Here is a 15,580-nt window from a genome sequence, read left to right as displayed (position 1 = left end):
GGGCGCGTTGACGCGCTGCGTCTCGTAGATGTCGTACGTGCCGCCGTCGCTGGTGACGGTGCCCTTGTAGGTGCCGGTCGGCCGGTAGGTGCCGTAGTTGTCGACGATGTAGTACTCGACGAGCGGGTTGGTGGTCCACCCGTACAGCGACAGGTAGGCGTTGCCGGACGGGTTGAAGCTGCCGGAGTAGTTCACGGTCTGGCGGCCGCCGTTGCTCCAGCCCTTGCCGGCCACGAAGTTGCCGACATTGCTCCACGAGGTGCTGTAGTTGCCGCCGGAGCCCAGCGTCATCGACGACGAGCCGCCGCCGTCGGTCCAGAACGAGTAGTAGTACCCATTGTTGGTGCCGGTCTGACTCGACGTGACCACGGTGTCGGCGTTGGCCGTACCCGGCAGGACCAACGCGGCCACGCCTACCAGCGCGAGAGTGCACACCGAGCTGATGAGCAGCCGGAACGACCGCAGGTTGCGAAGCAACCCGGTGGCTGAGCGGCGTCTGCCGCGGATCGAGTGGTCTTGGATCTCGTTCATGTGCGCGCTTCCTCCTCATTGAGGCGGGTGGGGGGACACGGCGACGCGCTGTCGCCGTGCGGCGATCGGGAGGTGACGGTGGCCGCGGAGGAACACCCCGCGGAGGGGCGCGGAGCCGGAGACGCGGAGCATGAGCTGGAGCTGAGCCGGCCAGGAGACCTGAAGCGGCAGTCCGTGGCCTGCCGATCGCGAACAGTGTTGGGCGAGGTGTTCCGGCTGTCAACACTTTCGGTAACTGATCCGAAAGGATCGAGGCATCCGATTCGGTGATCGACAGAACCTTTCACCAGCTCATCCGTCATGCGCGAGCGGCCAGAATCCGATGGAAGAACTTCGGTCGGGACAACTCCAGACCACCGTCGGCACATTGAGGCCGAAACTTTCGACGTCGGCCCAGAGCGTGGACGCCCTGGCGATTCCCCACACCTCCGAACCGCCGAGGGAGACATCGGCTCCATGGCGGTGGACCTGGCTCCGTCGGCGAACGGGGCCGCGCGCATGCGCCCGTCCGGGAAGCTCCGGACGGGCGCCGGCCCGGGCAGGTGGAGATCAGTCCTTGACGGCTCCCGAGGTGACTCCGGCGGCAACGTAGCGCTGGGCGAGAACGAGCAGAGCGGCGGCCGGAACGGAAGCGACGACGGCGGTGGCCATGATCGCGTTCCACTCCTGGTTGTTGTTGCCGATGTACTTGTAGATCCCGAGGGTGATCGGCCGCATGCTGCCGCCTCCGTCAAGGGTGTTGGCGAAGACGAAGTCGGACCAGGCCCACAGGAAACTGAACAGCGACACCGTCACCACCGCGTTGCGGCTGACCGGCAGAACCACCGACGTGAAGGTGCGCCACACACTCGCACCGTCGATCGTCGCGGCGGCCAGCAACTCGTCGGGAATGCCCGACATGAAAGCCGTGAAGATCATGACGCCGAACGGCACGGCGATGGTGGAGTCGGCAACGACCAGACCCCACCAGGTGTTCATGATCCCCAGGTTGAGGAAGATGCCGTAGAAGCCCATGGCCATGACGATGCCGGGGATCATCTGGGCGATCAGCAGCATCACGCCGACCGCGCCGCCGCCCCGGGGGCGGAGCTTGGCGAGGGCGAAGCCGGCCGGGGCCGACAGCAGAAGGGTCAAGGCGACCGTACCCAACCCGACGAGCAGGCTCACCCACAGATAGGGAAGCTGATCGTCGAGGACCGCGCGATAACCGCTGAGGGTGGGGTGCAGCGGCAGCAGGTCGGGAGGATCTTTCCGCATGTTCTGCTGCGGCGTCAGCGAAACGTTGATCATCCAGTAGATCGGGAAGAGCATCATCGCGGTCAGCAGCAGGCCGATGGCCGTGTTGCGGCGTGACCCCGGCCGTCCGCCGCGGCGGCGCGTCGCGGATCCCCGGTGAGCGGGTGCTGTGGTGGTCACGCGGTCTGCCTCCTCTGAACGCGGATGTAGAGCAGGCCGAAGACCAGCGCGATGAGGATGAGGATGTTGCCGACGGCCGCCCCGGGACCGAACTGAGGAAGCAGCGACCCGAAGCCCAGCCGGTAGGACCACGTGGCGAGCGTCGAGGAGGCGTCCCCGGGACCGCCCTTCGTCATGATCCAGATCAGGTCGAACACCTTGAGGGTGTAGATGAGCCCGAGCAGAACGGTGATCGCCGAGACGGGGCGCAGGAGCGGGAAGGTGATCCGGCGGAACTGCTGCCAGGCGCCGGCGCCGTCCAGGCTCGCCGCCTCGTACAGCTCCGCGGGGATGGTCTGCAACCCGCTGTAAAGGATGACGAGGTTGAACGGGATGCCGATCCAGATGTTGGCGATGATCACCGAGGTCAGCGCCCACGAGGGTGAGGTCAGCCAGTCGACCTTGCTGATTCCGGCCAGGTGCAGGGCGTAGTTCACCACACCCGACTCGCTGTTCAGCATCCACGACCACGTCGAGGCCGAGACGATCAGCGGCAGCAGCCACGGGATCAGGAACAGGGCTCGCAGCGTGGGCGCCAGGCGGAAGTTGCGGTGGAAGAACACCGCCAGCGCCAGTCCGATCCCGTACTGGAACACGATCGACACCACCGTGAAGACCATCGTGTTGCGCAGGGCGGTGGCGAACGTCGCGTCGTGGACGACCTGGTGGAAGTTGTCCCACCCTGAGAACGGTGCGTCGCCCTGGACGAAGGACCGCACGGTGTAGTGCCGTACGGACAGGTCGATGTTGCGGTAGAGCGGATAGGCGTAGAAGGCCCCGAGATAGAGGATGACGGGAGTCAGGAACATCCAGGCGGCCGTCTTCGAGGACCACGGACCGCCGCCTTTGCGGCGGCCGAGCGCGGTGCGGCCCGGCGGGCGACCGGAACCCGCTTCGGACTCCCGGGGCACGGCCGACGGCCGTTGCCGCCCGTCGGCGTGAGTGATGGTCATGGTGCTCCTCGATCAGAACGCTGCGTGGACTCGGGCCCGGGAGCGAGGCGCCGCAGGCACCCCCCGGCTGCCGGACCGCCGGCCGCACCGACCCCGGCCCCGACCGCCGTGCCGCCGGGACGGTCGGCGGCACGGCGGGGTTCGCGGGGTACCGGAGCCAGGCGTCTCCCGCCGTCCGGGGGTGGCGCCAGGGCCGCGGTGGGATCAGCCCTGGTGGTTCTCGACGGCCTTCTGCGCGGCCTGAAGTGCCGACGCCGGGCTCTTGCTCCCGGACAGGGCCCCCTGCACCGCTGCCCACAACTGCTGGGAGATCACCGGATAACGGGTGCCGAGACCGTTGCTTGTACGACCGCGGGCAGCGGCGACCGCCTCCACCCAGGGCCTCAGCTCCGCGGCCGCGGACACCTGCTGGTTCTGCGCGGTCTGCGTCGGGGCGACGTAGGACAGGGTGGTGTCGGTCGACAGCAGGTTGGCGTCATTGGTCAGGCACGAGACGATCTTCGCCGACGTCGTGTAGCGGGCGCTGTCCTTCTGGACGGGCACGGTCACGAACTCACCACCGGTGGGTGCGGGGGCCGCGCCTCCGTCGCGGGCCGGGATGGAGATCACACCGTACGGGAACCCCGTCTTCTTCGCGTTGGCGAGTTGCCATGTCCCGTTCTCCCCGAAGGCGTACTGACCGGTCGCGAACTCCTGCCAGCTCGTCGTCTGCGTGTTGTTCAGGACGTCGTTCGGGGCGAGTCCCTGGTCGACCCAGTCCTTCCAGAGGGACAGTGCCGCCTGGCCGTCGGCGTTGTCGAGATGGGTCAGGTCGCCCTTCGCTCCCCAGAACCAGGGGAGGAACTGGAAGCTGCCCTCCTCGGTGCCGATCGCCGAGAAGGTGATGCCCTTCTTCCCCGCGGCCTTCACCTTCTCCAGCGCCGCGGTCAGGGTGTCCCATGTGGTGATCGAAGCCGGATCGATGTGTGCGGCGGCCAGGACGTTCTTGTTGTAGAAGAGCGCCAGCGTGTTGGCCCCGATCGGCACACCGTAGGGGGCGCCGTCGACCACTCCGGCGCCGATGATGTTCTTCTGGACGGATGTGGTCGGGATGCCGACCTCGTTCATCTTGTTGAGAATTCCGGCCTCCACGAGCGTGGAGACCACCGGGTTGTCCACCAGCATCACGTCCGGGGCGTTGCCCTGCTGGGCCGCCAGGAGCGCCTTGTTGCCGAGGTCGGTGGTGTCGTAGGCAGTGCGCTTCACCGTCACGCCCGCCTTGGTCCCGCAGGTGCCGACCAGTTTGGCCCAGGCGGACGAGCCGTCGAACTGCGGGTAGGGGTCCCAGAAGGTGTAGGTGCCCGAATCGGCGGACTTTCCTGACGCGGCCCCGGATCCGCCGCCGCAGGCGGCCGTGCCCACGAGCGCGGTGCAGGCCGCGACGGCAGCCAGGGCGATGCGAGTGTGTGTCATGGCGGTCCTTGCTCGATGCGTGAAGGGAGTGGACGACTGTGGGGCTGCGCGAGTGCGGGGAGGGCCCCTAGGAGGTGGGGATCCACACCCGCATGGGCCCGTCCTGGCGGTTGGCCCAGGCGTAGTAGGGGATGGCGGTGAGGACCAGCTCAGAGTCCTGGTGCGGTCCGTGGACCGCGTCCGTGCCCTCGGCCTCGCCGGCAGGGCGGTAGGGCCACCAGCCGGTCTGAGCCGGCGTGCGGCGGCGCCCGGCACCGGTCACCACGGTGACGCCGCCGAGCAAGCCGGGGCGTTCCACGGCGGACAGGGGCCGGGCGGGGTCGATGACGATGTCGTCGAGTCCACCGCCCGGGTGGTCGGCGCCTTCGAGGCAGTAGACGAGCGGACCCCGCTCGATCGCCACGCAGCCGCGGACCGCGTCGGCGCGCCGGTCGGCCTCCACCAGGCGCGGCCGCATCTCCAGGTCGAGGATGACCTCGTCCCCCGGCGACCAGACGCGCTCCAGCCGCAGCCAGCCGTCGTCGTTCGCGGCCTCGACCCACTCTCCGGCGACGGACAGGTCGTGGTTGCCGCTCCACTGGGGGATCCGCAGGGAAAGCGTCCAGGGCCTGTCCCCCGGTGTCTCCTCGACGGTCAACCGGACGCGACCCGACCATGGATACTCGGTGTGAACGCTAACAAAACGAGAAGCGCCGAGCACTTCTCCCCCGTATCGCCCCGAGGCGTACTGGTGGATCTGCAGCCCCGCGTCGTCCCTGGAGGCGACGTAGTGCTCCAGGCTCGCCATCAGCCTCATGGCGTTGGGCGGGCAGCAGGCGCAGCGGAACCAGCGGGTACGGCGGGCGGACTGGTCGCCGCCGCCGTCGGTGTGCCCGTCACGGACTTGCAGCGGGTTGACGTACAGCCACCGCTCACCCTCCAGTGACATCCCCGCCAGAAACCCGTTGAACAGCGTCCGCTCGACGAGGTCGCTGTAGCGGGCCCGGCCGGTCAGCAGCGCCATCCGCCAGCTGAAGTGGACGGACGCGACCGCCGCACAGGTCTCGCAGTAGGCGCGCTCGGTGGGCAGTTCATAGGGGTCGCCGAAGTCCTCCTCGTCGTGGTGGGCGCCGAGGCCGCCGGTGATGTGGGTCTTCGTGGCGACCATCGCCGACCACAACCGCTCGCAGGTCGTGAGCAGTTCCTCGTCGCCCGCCTCGGCGGCGAGGTCCGCGGCGGCCGAGAGCAGATACAGCTGCCGGACCGCATGTCCTTCGACGTTCTGCTGAGCGGTGAGCGGCACCCGGTCCTGGCAGTAGGCCTCCCCGCCGAGCACGCCGTGCCCGCGCCGGTCCACGAAGTACGCCGCCAGGTTCAGATAGCGCCGCTCGCCGGTCTCCCGGTACAGCTCCACGAGCGCCGTCTCGACCTCGGGGTGCCCGTCGAACCCGTCGATCGGCCGGCCCGGGCCGAAGGTCGCATCGATGTGGTCCGCGAACCTCACGGCCACCTCCAGCAGTTCCTTGGCTCCCGTGCTCCGGTGGTGCGCCACTCCCGCCTGGATCAGGTGGCCGGCGCAGTAGAGCTCGTGGCCCCAGCGCAGGTCCTCGTAGCGGCGACCGTCTCGGGTGACCTGGAACCAGGTGTTCAGATAGCCGTCCGGCTCCTGCGCGGCTGCCACCAGACCGGCGATCCGCTCGACGTCGGCGGACAGCCGCGGGTCGTCCGAACCCGCCAGCTGCCACGCGGCGGCTTCCAGCCACTTGTAGACGTCCGAGTCCATGAACGGATAGTCGCCGCGGTAGTCCCCGTGCGCGCCGCCGGCGGCCAACCGGAGATCGTGCAGGTTGCCGGCCGCCTCCAGCAGCACCGGTCCCTGCGGAATGCACACGTCGGCGTTGACGGCGCGGCGGCGCCGCCAGAAGCCTCCCTCGATGTCCGCTCCGCCGACCGGGCGCAACACCGAGCGCGCCCCGGCCGTCGGGCGAACGGGACCTGCCGCGAGAGGCGGATGCGGAGTGCTGCGGGCCATGGATCTCCCCTGGGAGTGCGGTTGGCACCTGGTGAACTCGGGGTTGCGGCTTCGGCGCCCCGGCAGGGCACGCCGGGACCGGCCCGAGCGGTTCCGCTCAGCGCGAGGCCTGAGCAATGGTTTTCCTAGCGCTGAACCTAGAAGTGGCCTGTGTCACAAGTCAAGATGTCTGCACAGTCGGACAGGGCTCCCATATAGCGCTTGGGGTACGGTGTGCCGGCTGGCACTATGAACGCAGTTGCTCCGTGAGCAAAGGATTGCCTGTGACCGAGACCGACCGTCACCCGACAACAGGTCGCGTGACCCTGGCCGAGGTGGCCGGCGTGGCCGGTGTCAGCGTGGGGACCGCTTCCAAGGCCCTCAACGGCAGCGGCCGCATGCGGCCGGAAACACGCCAGCGCGTGCTGGACGCGGCCCGGCGGATGGACTTCCAGCCGAACGAGGCGGCCCGCAGCCTGCTCGGCGGCCGGACCTGGACGGTGGGACTGATCACGACCGACGGGATCGGCCGGTTCAGTACCCCGGTGCTGCTGGGTGCCGAGGACGCGCTGGGCGCGGGCAAGATCTCCGTTCTGCTGTGCGACACCCGGGGTGACGCCATCCGCGAACGCCATTACGTGGACGCGTTGTTGGCGCGCCGCGTGGACGGCATCATCGTCACCGGCCGCCGTACCGATTCGCGGGAGCCCCTGAACGGCCTGCAGGGAGTGCCCACCGTCTACGCCTTCACCCCTTCGACCGACCCCGCTGACATGTCCGTGGCCTCCGATGACGAGGGCGGTGCCCGGCTGGCGGTGGAGTACCTCATCGGCTCCGGGCGCCGGCGCATCGCTCACATCACCGGACCGGCCCACCATGCCGCCGCGCGCCACCGGGCCAGACTCACGGAGGATCTGATCGGCCAGGCCTCGCTCGAACTCTCGGGCGGGCGTGTCCACTTCGGTGACTGGAGCGAGGCCTGGGGCCGCCGCGCCGCGCACACCGTCCTGCGCACTGCTCCCGACACCGACGCCTTCTTCTGCGGCAACGACCAGATCGCCCGCGGCGCCGCGGACACTCTGCGCGAGGAGGGGCACCGCGTCCCCGAGGACGTCGCCGTCATCGGTTACGACAACTGGGACACGATGGCGCTGGCCTCCCGCCCTCCGTTGACGACGGTCGACATGAACCTTCCCGAGATCGGCAGGATCGCCGCGCTGCGCCTGCTCGACGCGATCGACGGCCGCACCGTGAGCGGCGTGGAAACGGTTCCGTGCCGCCTGGTCATCCGCGATTCGGCCTGATCGGGGGGAGCGAGGCCCGCTGCGCCGCTGGGCGCCCGGCTCGGGCACCCAGCGGCGGCGGCGCCTCAGCGCGCGGTCAGTTTCCACAGATGGTCCGCGGTTCCGTTGTCCTCCCACTGCAGCACCTGGGCGCCGCTGCTGGTGCTCATGTTCTGCACGCCCAGCAGCAGACCGCTGTTGCTGTTCACGATCTTGTCGTAGCCCGTGCCGTCCGGCACCACGCGCCACAGATGGTCGGCGGTTCCGTTGTCCGTCCAGATGAGCGCGGTACCACCGTCCGACGTGCTCATGTTGGTGATGCCGAGCAGCAGGCCACTGGCCTGGTTGCGGATCTTGTACAGACCGGAACCGGCGGAGACCAGTGTCCAGGTCTGGGTGGCGGAACTGCCGGGGGTGGCCTGGTCGACCGGCGTGCCCTGGCTCGTGCCCTGGTTCTGCGTGTCGAGCGCCAGACCGCTGTTCTTGTTGCTGATCCCGTAGGCGCCGTCCGGAGTTCCACCGCTGCTGCCGGCCGGGGTGATCACGAGGTGGTAGGCGTAGGTGCTGTTCGCGGTCACCGGGACGGTGACGGAACCGTTGCTCACCGCGTAGTCGGACTCCGACACGGTGGTGGGCCCCGAGACCGCGACGGTGCGCCCGGGGGACGGCGTGTACTCGACCTTGACGTGGACGCTGGACCCGAAGGCCGCCAGCCCGCCGAGGCCGTTGACGGTCACCGCCGAATCGCCGGAACTGCCGCCGAAGACGACGTCGATCTCGTTCCCCGCGCTGGTGCGCGCCGCGGCGCCGTCGATGCCGGTCTGCGCCGGCGGCGTGGTCGCGAGCATGCTGCCGCTCATGTCGGCGTACCACTTGTACAGCCAGTAGGCACCGTTGGGACTTCCGCCCTGACCGGTCAGCAGGTCACCCAGCGCCCCGGACTGGTTCCAGAAGGCCAACTCGGCGTCGTGCACGCCCAGTCGTTCGAACTTCGCGATGTAGCCGACCAGCGCGCCGGGAACACCCACTTCCGAGGGGGCGGCGTACTCCTCGATCGCGATGGGCCGCCGGCTGATGCCGTACTTGTCCTCCAGCGAGGTCACCGTGGCGACGTCACCGGCGATCTTCGAGGCGCGGGTCAGCTCGTGCCAGGCGATGATGTCCGGAACGGTGTTCGTGGCGACCGCGTTCCGCAGGAAGTTGTCCATGTCGCCGATGTTGTCGGAGAAGCTCGGCCCCTGGATCGGGGTCGAGGAGTCCTTCGTCCTGATCTCCCGGTAGGTCCTGGTCCAGAAGTCCTCGAAGGTGCCGTTGGAGCTCTGCCAGGTGTTGTCGGACTCGTTCCACGGCGCGTAGGCGGCCAGGTTGGTGATGCCGGACGCCTTCGTCTGCGCGATCTGGTCGTCGACCACGCTCAGCCAGTTGCTCCAGCTGAACTGGTACGGCCAGCCCGCGTAGTAGTCGGACAACCGGTTGACCACCTTCGCACCGGCTCTGGCCGCCTTCGGGGCGACGGTGAGAATGTCTCCTGTCGGCTGCTGGTGGCCGCCCTGCGGCTTCTGCACGAACGTGTTCGGCTTGATCGCCTGCACCAGGGTGTCGGCCGGAGTACCCGCGTTCGCCAGACCGTACAGGCTGCCGGTCGCGACATGCGTGACGGGCCGCAGGACCTGGCCGGCGTTGACCACGAGGGTGGTGGACGGGGACGCGGCCGCGTGGGCGGCCGGACCGGTGAACGCGGCCGAAGCCATGGCCAGTGCCGCGGCACCGAGGCTGACGGCGGACGTCAGCCTGCGGGCGCGTCGGGGATGCGCGATTCCACGCATGAGGACATGTCCTCCAGAGGAGTGGTGTGAGGGGATGGAACGGCCGGAACCCGCCCGTCAGTGACACCGCCCGTCCTGCGGCGTCGCATCGGTCGGCGCGCGGCCCGAACCGCTGCGCAAAAGAGCAACGGTTTTTCCATCCACAACGTAGGAGTGCCGCACGGAGAGGTCAAGGGAGTACGCAGAGTTCGGTCAGGGCTCGATGTGCTCGCGCAACCACTGCTCGGTCGTACTCACGTGGACCAGCGCCGCGGCCTCCGCCAGAGCTCGGTCCCCGGCTGCCAACGCCGCGTAGATGGCGCGGTGTTCGGCAATGGTGCGGTCGCCGGCCCGGTCGTCGACGAGGCCTCGCCACACCCGGGCGCGCACCGTCCGGCCGGAGATGCCTTCGAGCAGGGTGGCCAGCGTGCTGTTGCCGGCCGAGCCGATGACCGCCTGGTGGAAGGCGACGTCGTGCCTGTTCAGCAGTTCGACGTCGTCGCGGGCCGCCGCCATCGCGTCCAAGTGGCGCTTGATGTCGGCGAGATCGTCGGCGGAACGGCGCGTGGCGGCCAGCCCGGTGGCGATCGGCTCGAAGAGCCTGCGGACTTCGATGAGTTCCAGGAGTTTGTCGCCCCGCAGGAGTTCCACGGCCGAGCCGAGTCCCTCCAGCAGCAGTGCCGGCTCCAGGCTCGTGACGTAGGTGCCCTCTCCCCGCCGGATCTCCAGGACGCGGGCGACGACGAGGGCTTTGACGGCCTCGCGCATCAAGTTGCGGGAGAGCCCGAGGTCGACGGCCAACCGGGGCTCGGGAGGCAGTTTCGCGCCCGGGGGCAGGGCACCGGACTGGATGAGCTCCCTGATACGTGCGATCGCCTTGTCCGTCAGCGACACTGTCCGCCCCCGCTCCCCGCCGACGCCGGACGAGGGTAGCAGGTCATCCCATGTCGGAGGAGACAGGCGAGGACGCGGTGTCGTGCTCCTCCGAACCCGGAGCGGTTCGGAGGGCGGCCTACCCAAGACTCCACCGCTGGTTGCTGCCACCGTTGCAGGTCCACAGCTCGACGGGCGCGCCGTTGGCGGTGCCTGCCCCGGTGACGTCCAGACACAGCCCCGACAGGGCACTGGTGACCGTGCCGTCGGAGTTGAGGTTCCACTGCTGGTTGGTTTGCCCGTTGCACGGCCAGACGATGACCTTGGTACCGGGTGACGTGCCCTTGTTGCTGGCGTCCAGGCACATCTCGTCACTGCCGCCATACACGGTCAACTGCGCCGCGGACGTTCGGGTGAAGGTCTGACCGGCACCGCCCTGGCAGTCCCGGATCTGCAGTTGGGCGCCCGGGGACGTGCTGCCGTCCGGCACGTCCAGGCACTTGCCTGCACCCACCGCGTGCAACTCGCCGCTGGTGCCGCCACCGGTCGACCCGGCGGGCGTCACGTAGACCGCGAAGGCGTCGTGGGCGGCCTGGAAGGTGAAGGGCACGGTGACGGATCCGCCCGAGGTGCTCAGGTTCTGGTCGTAGACCACCTGCGGGCTGGCCAACGGCGCCTGGTCCGGGATGCGTTGAACCGACACATGCACGCTGCCGCCGTTCGCCAGCCACGGCACGGAACCCAGACCGTTGAAGGTCAGGGAAGCGCCTCCGGTGTACCCGTTGCTGTCGCCGATCACCGCCACCGCCCGTCCGGCGGTGCTGTCCCGCGACGCGGACACCGCGGTGGAGCCGACCTCCCCGGACGTCGCGACGAGGGTCCCGGTCATGTCCGCGTAGGCCCGCATCGCCCACCAGTTGCCGTTGGGCTGCCAGGTCCCGTTGACCTGGGTGAGCACGCCGGTGAGGTTCGGGGTCACGCAGCAGACCCAGTTGCCGCGCATCGCGTTGCTGTACCCCGACTGCGCGAAGCGAGCCAGGTACCAGGCCGTCACTCCGGCGGTCTGCCGGTCCGCGGGCTGGTACTCGTTCGCGGACAGCGGCCTCGTGCCGATTCCCGCCGCCGCCAGATCGGCGTTGATGGCCTGGCTCACGGTCACGGGGTCGTCGACGTCCCCCTCGTCGTGATTGGTGATCATGTCCGGAACGGTGCCGGCCGCTTTGACGTGGGACAGCCAGGTGCTCCATTCCGTGGGATTGCTCTGCGGAGTGAAGGCGAGGGACGGGCCCACGATCGGGGCGCTCGGGGCGATGCGGCGGATCTCCCGGTAGGCGCTGTCCCACATCTGGAAGTACTGCGCGCTGTTCATGCCGCGCTTCCAGAACACCGAGATGTCCGGCTCGTTGTAGATGTCGTAGGCGAAGGGAAGGCCCGAGGCCTGCAGCGCCCCGACGGTGGAGTCGATGAAGCTGATCCAGTTGGAGCAGTCGCCGTTGTCGCAGGGGTAGACCGTGGTGGACGGCTGGCCGCCGTTGTTGCCGTAGATGTCACTGACCAGCACCTGGTACTGGGCGTGGTAAGGCGACCGGGTCAGCCGCCGGGCCTGCGCGGTGATCGAGTCGACGTCGGCCTGGGTGGCGGAGCCGTACCGGTATCCGTCCTTGATCCAGCCGCCGGAGAACCATCCGCCGCCGCGGAAGGCGTTGATGCCCAGTGGTTGCAGGTACGCGTCGGCCGGCTGGCTGCCGTCCTGGGTGATGCCGTAGAGGAAGCCCACCCCGACGCCCGTCGAGGGCCCACGGGAGGAACTCAGATCGACGCTCAACGACGTGGCGGTGGCCGCGTGACCGGCGACAGGCGCCACCCATAACGCGGCGAGTCCGAGGACGGCCGCCGCGGCAGTTGCCAGGCGGCCCGGTCTGACCCTTCTTCTCATCGATGTCCTCCTCGTGCAGGCAGGCTGGCGCACGGCGCACGGTGGTCGAATCGATTCCGTCGGAACGGTTCGACGGGATGCTACGGCCGCGTGCACCCGGGGTCAATGCGGTGCGCGGGACGGGCCGGCGGACAGGACCGCCCTCCCGGACGGCGGCGGGGCGCCGCCACAGCCCGCACGTTCGCCCTCGGTTGACTCCCCCCGGCGGGTTCAGCCCGCGGTGGCGTCGCGGCGGGACGGTACGGCCCCCGTGCTGGAGCGAAGGGAGATCGGCGGCGCCAGCAGGATGTGACGGGGCGGCGTGGAGGGCGCCGCGATCCGCTCGATCAGAAGGGCCACCGCCTGCTGTCCCATCTCCAGGGCCGGGACGTCGGCCGCGGTGAGAGGCGGCCGGAAGTCCTCGGCCCACGAGTGCGCCGCCACGCCCGTGACCGAGAAGTCGCGCGGCACGGTCAGCCCGGCGTCGCCCAGCGCCCGCTGGATGCCGGGGAGGGCGGCCTCGTTGATGGTGGTGATCGCAGTGAGGCCGGGGTGGTCCCGCAGGAGATCCTCGACGGTCTCCTGGCCGGACCGGGCGTCCTCCCCGCACGCCACCTCCACGCCCGCCAGGCCGCGTTCGGCCACGGCTGCCGTGAACCCCTCCCGCGCCCGGAGAGCCGGGCCGTAACCGGACGCGACCAGTTCGGGAGAGCGGTTGATCAGCGCCGCCTTCCTGTGCCCGAGGTCGGCCAGGTGGCGCACGGTGTGGCGGATGAGTCCCGCGTAGTCGACGTCGATCCAGCACATCGGCCGGTCGTCCGCGGTGTGCCCGATGCCGACGAAGGGCAGGCCGGCCTGGCGCAGCCTGTCCACCCTGGCGTCTTCCAGGCGGATCTCCATGAGGATGACCCCGTCGACGCGGCTCCCCGAGACAAGCCCTTCGAAGGAGCGGTCGTGGTCTCCGCCGGAGGGCGAGAGCAGTACGTCGAGGTCCGCACCGGCGGCCGCCTCGACGACACTTGCGACGAAGTCGAGCTGCATGTGGCTGAGCCGCCGGCCCGCGGGTGGGATCACCAGCCCGATCGTGCGCGTCCGGCCCTCCTTGAGGGCGCGCGCGGCCGCGTTGGGCCGGTAACCGAGCTCGTCGATCACGTCCTGGATGCGCTTGCGCGTGCCCGCGGCGACCGGGCGCTTGCCGCTGAGGGCGTAGGACACCGTGCTGCGCGACACACCCGCTCTCCGCGCGATCTCCCCGATGTTCATCCAGCTCCTCACCCCGGCCGCGGTGACGATCATACTCGGGGCGAATCGGTTCGATCACCCCTTGACTGGTCGGGCGGGTGAGCCTACCTTCCCGAGGTAGGTCGAATCGATTCGCCGAGAGAATCGGCCACCTCCTGCCACCTTCCCGGCACGGAGCCTTCTCGTCGGCTCCGCACCCCGCACGGCCAACTGTCGTCGCCTCAAAGGATCGAGCGCACACCGGTGACCGCAGCCTCCGACAGCTCCGCCTTCTCGATCGCGACCATGCCCTTCAGCCGCCAGGGGGCGTGGTTCGGCATCTCACCGATCACCGCCCAAGGCCGTCAGGAAGAGGACCTGCATCTCGTCTCGCACCAGAGCGGCATGCACCCGGTCCTGCGCTTGACCCCGCGCCTCCCCGTAAGCGCACACCGGGCGGAGACCGACTGGCACGCCACACCGTCCCGCTTGGTCTGGCAAGGTGACGGCGGCCAGGTCTCACTCGCCTACGAGACGGCCGACACCGTGCGGCTGCGCGGCGAGCACCTGGACCTCGCCATCACGCCCGCCGCCGGCGACCTGACGCCGTTCGCCGGCACCTACTTCTACCGCGATCCGGTCGACGGCTCCCACGTGTTCACCTCGTACGAGACGGGCCGCCGGTACCGGATCACCCTGCTCACAGGCGCGGTGTCGCGTACGTGCGGCACGGAGGAACTCGGCGACGCGGCCCGCGGGCTGGTCCTGTCGGGAGCGGAGGGCTGGGAGGCCGTCGTCGAGGAGATCGACAGTGCGCGCGCGCCCTACTCCGCGTGCCTCGACTTCGAATCGGTCGCGGCGAGAACCAGTGCCGATTTCCGCGACTTCGCGGACGCCGTCGTACGGGTGCCGGCCGGCGCGGCTCCCGCCGCGGAACTCGCGGCCTACGTCCTGTGGTCGGCGACCGTGCGGCCTGCGGGGCTCCTGGGCCGCTCCGCGGTGCTGATGTCCAAGCACTGGATGGACAAGGTGTGGAGCTGGGACCACTGCTTCAACGCCCTGGCACTGGCTCCGTCGCTGCCGGCGCTGGCATGGGATCAGTTCCAGCTGCCCTTCGACCACCAGGACGAGTCCGGGGCGCTACCGGACTCCGTCACCCACTCCGAGGTGCTGTACAACTTCGTCAAACCGCCCGTGCACGGCTGGGCTCTGCGGAGGCTGCGCGAGAGCCTTCCCGGCCGTCCCGCCCGCGGCGAGCTGCGGAGGACCTACCGTCGACTGGAGCGGTGGACCGCCTTCTGGCTGACCGCTCGCACGGCGTCCGGCGAGAGGCTGCCGCACTACCAGCACGGCAACGACAGCGGTTGGGACAACGCCACCACCTTCGACACCCGGCGCGTGCTGATCACGGCCGATCTCGCCGCCTTCCTCGTGCTGCAGTTGGCGGAGCTGGCCGAACTGGGCAGGGAAGTCGGCGAGAACGAAGCCGCGGACCGGCACCTGCGCACCGCGCAGTCCCTGCAGGACGCACTCCTGGAACAACTCTGGACCGGCGACGGATTCTGCGCCCGTACACCGCGCACCGGTGAGCTTTCCACCAGCCGAAGCCTGCTCGACCTGATGCCGATCGTGCTGGGTGACCGCCTGCCGCCGGATGTCGGGGCACGGCTCGCCGAGCGAATCGCCTCTCATCTCACGCCGTTCGGCCTGGCCACCGAACATCCGGACTCTCCGCGGTACGCGCCGGACGGATACTGGCGGGGCCCCGTCTGGGCACCTGCCACCCTTCTCGTCGAGGACGGACTGCGCCGGGCCGGTCACGTCGAGCTGGCCGACGAGGTCAGCCGCCGGTTCCTGTCGCTGTGCGAGACGTCCGGCTTCGCCGAGAACTTCGACGCACTCTCGGGCGAGGGGCAGCGGGACCGCGCGTACACCTGGACAGCCAGTGCTTACCTGCTCCTCGCCCACGCCCGCCATGAGCGCGCCACCGCGCCCGACACGGAAGGAGCACGCGGAAGCGCTCGGGCGTGACCCACGTGTCGCCCGACGGCCGTCGCACTCGTGACCTGCTCGCGCAGCGCAGGTGCACCGGGGTGTGATGG

Annotated in this window: 11 protein-coding genes; 2 read left to right on the top strand and 9 right to left on the bottom strand. The window is 69.5% G+C overall.

Features of this window, described 5'->3' with window-relative positions; genetic code table 11:
• The 5 genes from BMW99_RS31610 to BMW99_RS31590 form a co-directional block, all read right to left on the bottom strand.
• A partial coding sequence (locus BMW99_RS31610) for a glycoside hydrolase family 11 protein (protein ID WP_107485447.1) occupies positions 1-531 on the bottom strand: 531 nt, incomplete at its 3' end.
• Positions 532-1,080: 549 nt separating this feature from the next.
• On the bottom strand, positions 1,081-1,845 hold the full coding sequence (locus tag BMW99_RS31605) for a carbohydrate ABC transporter permease (RefSeq protein ID WP_069463107.1): 765 nt from the start codon (positions 1,843-1,845) through the stop codon (positions 1,081-1,083).
• A 98-nt stretch (positions 1,846-1,943) separates the two neighbouring features.
• Positions 1,944-2,939, bottom strand: a complete 996-nt coding sequence (locus tag BMW99_RS31600) for a carbohydrate ABC transporter permease (RefSeq protein WP_069463100.1) — start codon at positions 2,937-2,939, stop codon at positions 1,944-1,946.
• A 204-nt stretch (positions 2,940-3,143) separates the two neighbouring features.
• A complete protein-coding gene (locus tag BMW99_RS31595; RefSeq protein WP_069463099.1) occupies positions 3,144-4,391 on the bottom strand; it encodes a sugar ABC transporter substrate-binding protein in 1,248 nt (415 codons plus the stop codon).
• Positions 4,392-4,458: 67 nt separating this feature from the next.
• Positions 4,459-6,402, bottom strand: coding sequence for a glycoside hydrolase family 127 protein (locus BMW99_RS31590; RefSeq protein ID WP_069463098.1), 1,944 nt, complete (start codon positions 6,400-6,402; stop codon positions 4,459-4,461).
• Between the two features lie 263 nt (positions 6,403-6,665).
• Between BMW99_RS31590 and BMW99_RS31585 the strand changes: the two genes are divergently transcribed.
• On the top strand, positions 6,666-7,685 hold the full coding sequence (locus tag BMW99_RS31585; RefSeq protein WP_075018028.1) for a LacI family DNA-binding transcriptional regulator: 1,020 nt from the start codon (positions 6,666-6,668) through the stop codon (positions 7,683-7,685).
• Between the two features lie 65 nt (positions 7,686-7,750).
• Here the strand turns inward: BMW99_RS31585 and BMW99_RS31580 are convergent, their stop codons facing one another.
• From BMW99_RS31580 to BMW99_RS31565, 4 genes are all read right to left on the bottom strand, one after another.
• On the bottom strand, positions 7,751-9,490 hold the full coding sequence (locus BMW99_RS31580; protein ID WP_069463097.1) for an RICIN domain-containing protein: 1,740 nt from the start codon (positions 9,488-9,490) through the stop codon (positions 7,751-7,753).
• A 192-nt stretch (positions 9,491-9,682) separates the two neighbouring features.
• On the bottom strand, positions 9,683-10,363 hold the full coding sequence (locus BMW99_RS31575) for a FadR/GntR family transcriptional regulator (RefSeq protein ID WP_069463096.1): 681 nt from the start codon (positions 10,361-10,363) through the stop codon (positions 9,683-9,685).
• A gap of 118 nt (positions 10,364-10,481) precedes the next feature.
• Positions 10,482-12,278, bottom strand: a complete 1,797-nt coding sequence (locus tag BMW99_RS31570; protein ID WP_069463095.1) for an RICIN domain-containing protein — start codon at positions 12,276-12,278, stop codon at positions 10,482-10,484.
• Between the two features lie 210 nt (positions 12,279-12,488).
• The gene (locus BMW99_RS31565) at positions 12,489-13,520 is read right to left on the bottom strand and encodes a LacI family DNA-binding transcriptional regulator (RefSeq protein WP_069463094.1); all 1,032 of its coding nucleotides are present in this window, start codon (positions 13,518-13,520) and stop codon (positions 12,489-12,491) included.
• A 222-nt stretch (positions 13,521-13,742) separates the two neighbouring features.
• Here BMW99_RS31565 and BMW99_RS31560 point away from each other — a divergent pair, with 222 nt between their 5' ends.
• A complete protein-coding gene (locus tag BMW99_RS31560) occupies positions 13,743-15,509 on the top strand; it encodes an amylo-alpha-1,6-glucosidase (protein ID WP_079138338.1) in 1,767 nt (588 codons plus the stop codon).
• The last annotated feature ends 71 nt before the right edge of the window (positions 15,510-15,580 follow it).

Source organism: Actinacidiphila rubida (assembly GCF_900110255.1).
In the GTDB taxonomy this organism is placed as follows: Bacteria; Actinomycetota; Actinomycetes; order Streptomycetales; family Streptomycetaceae; genus Actinacidiphila; species Actinacidiphila rubida.
Note: the sequence above shows the minus strand (reverse complement) of the source record. Positions and strands in the feature narration are given on the sequence as shown.

Excerpts from the sequence above, each read along its gene's own strand:
- BMW99_RS31570 (WP_069463095.1), bottom strand. The coding sequence starts at position 12,278 with ATGAGAAGAAGGGTCAGACCGGGCCGCCTGGCAACTGCCGCGGCGGCC.
- BMW99_RS31595 (WP_069463099.1), bottom strand. The coding sequence starts at position 4,391 with ATGACACACACTCGCATCGCCCTGGCTGCCGTCGCGGCCTGCACCGCG.
- BMW99_RS31605 (WP_069463107.1), bottom strand. The coding sequence starts at position 1,845 with ATGATGCTCTTCCCGATCTACTGGATGATCAACGTTTCGCTGACGCCG.
- BMW99_RS31590 (WP_069463098.1), bottom strand. The coding sequence starts at position 6,402 with ATGGCCCGCAGCACTCCGCATCCGCCTCTCGCGGCAGGTCCCGTTCGC.
- BMW99_RS31565 (WP_069463094.1), bottom strand. The coding sequence starts at position 13,520 with ATGAACATCGGGGAGATCGCGCGGAGAGCGGGTGTGTCGCGCAGCACG.
- BMW99_RS31600 (WP_069463100.1), bottom strand. The coding sequence starts at position 2,939 with ATGACCATCACTCACGCCGACGGGCGGCAACGGCCGTCGGCCGTGCCC.
- BMW99_RS31580 (WP_069463097.1), bottom strand. The coding sequence starts at position 9,490 with ATGCGTGGAATCGCGCATCCCCGACGCGCCCGCAGGCTGACGTCCGCC.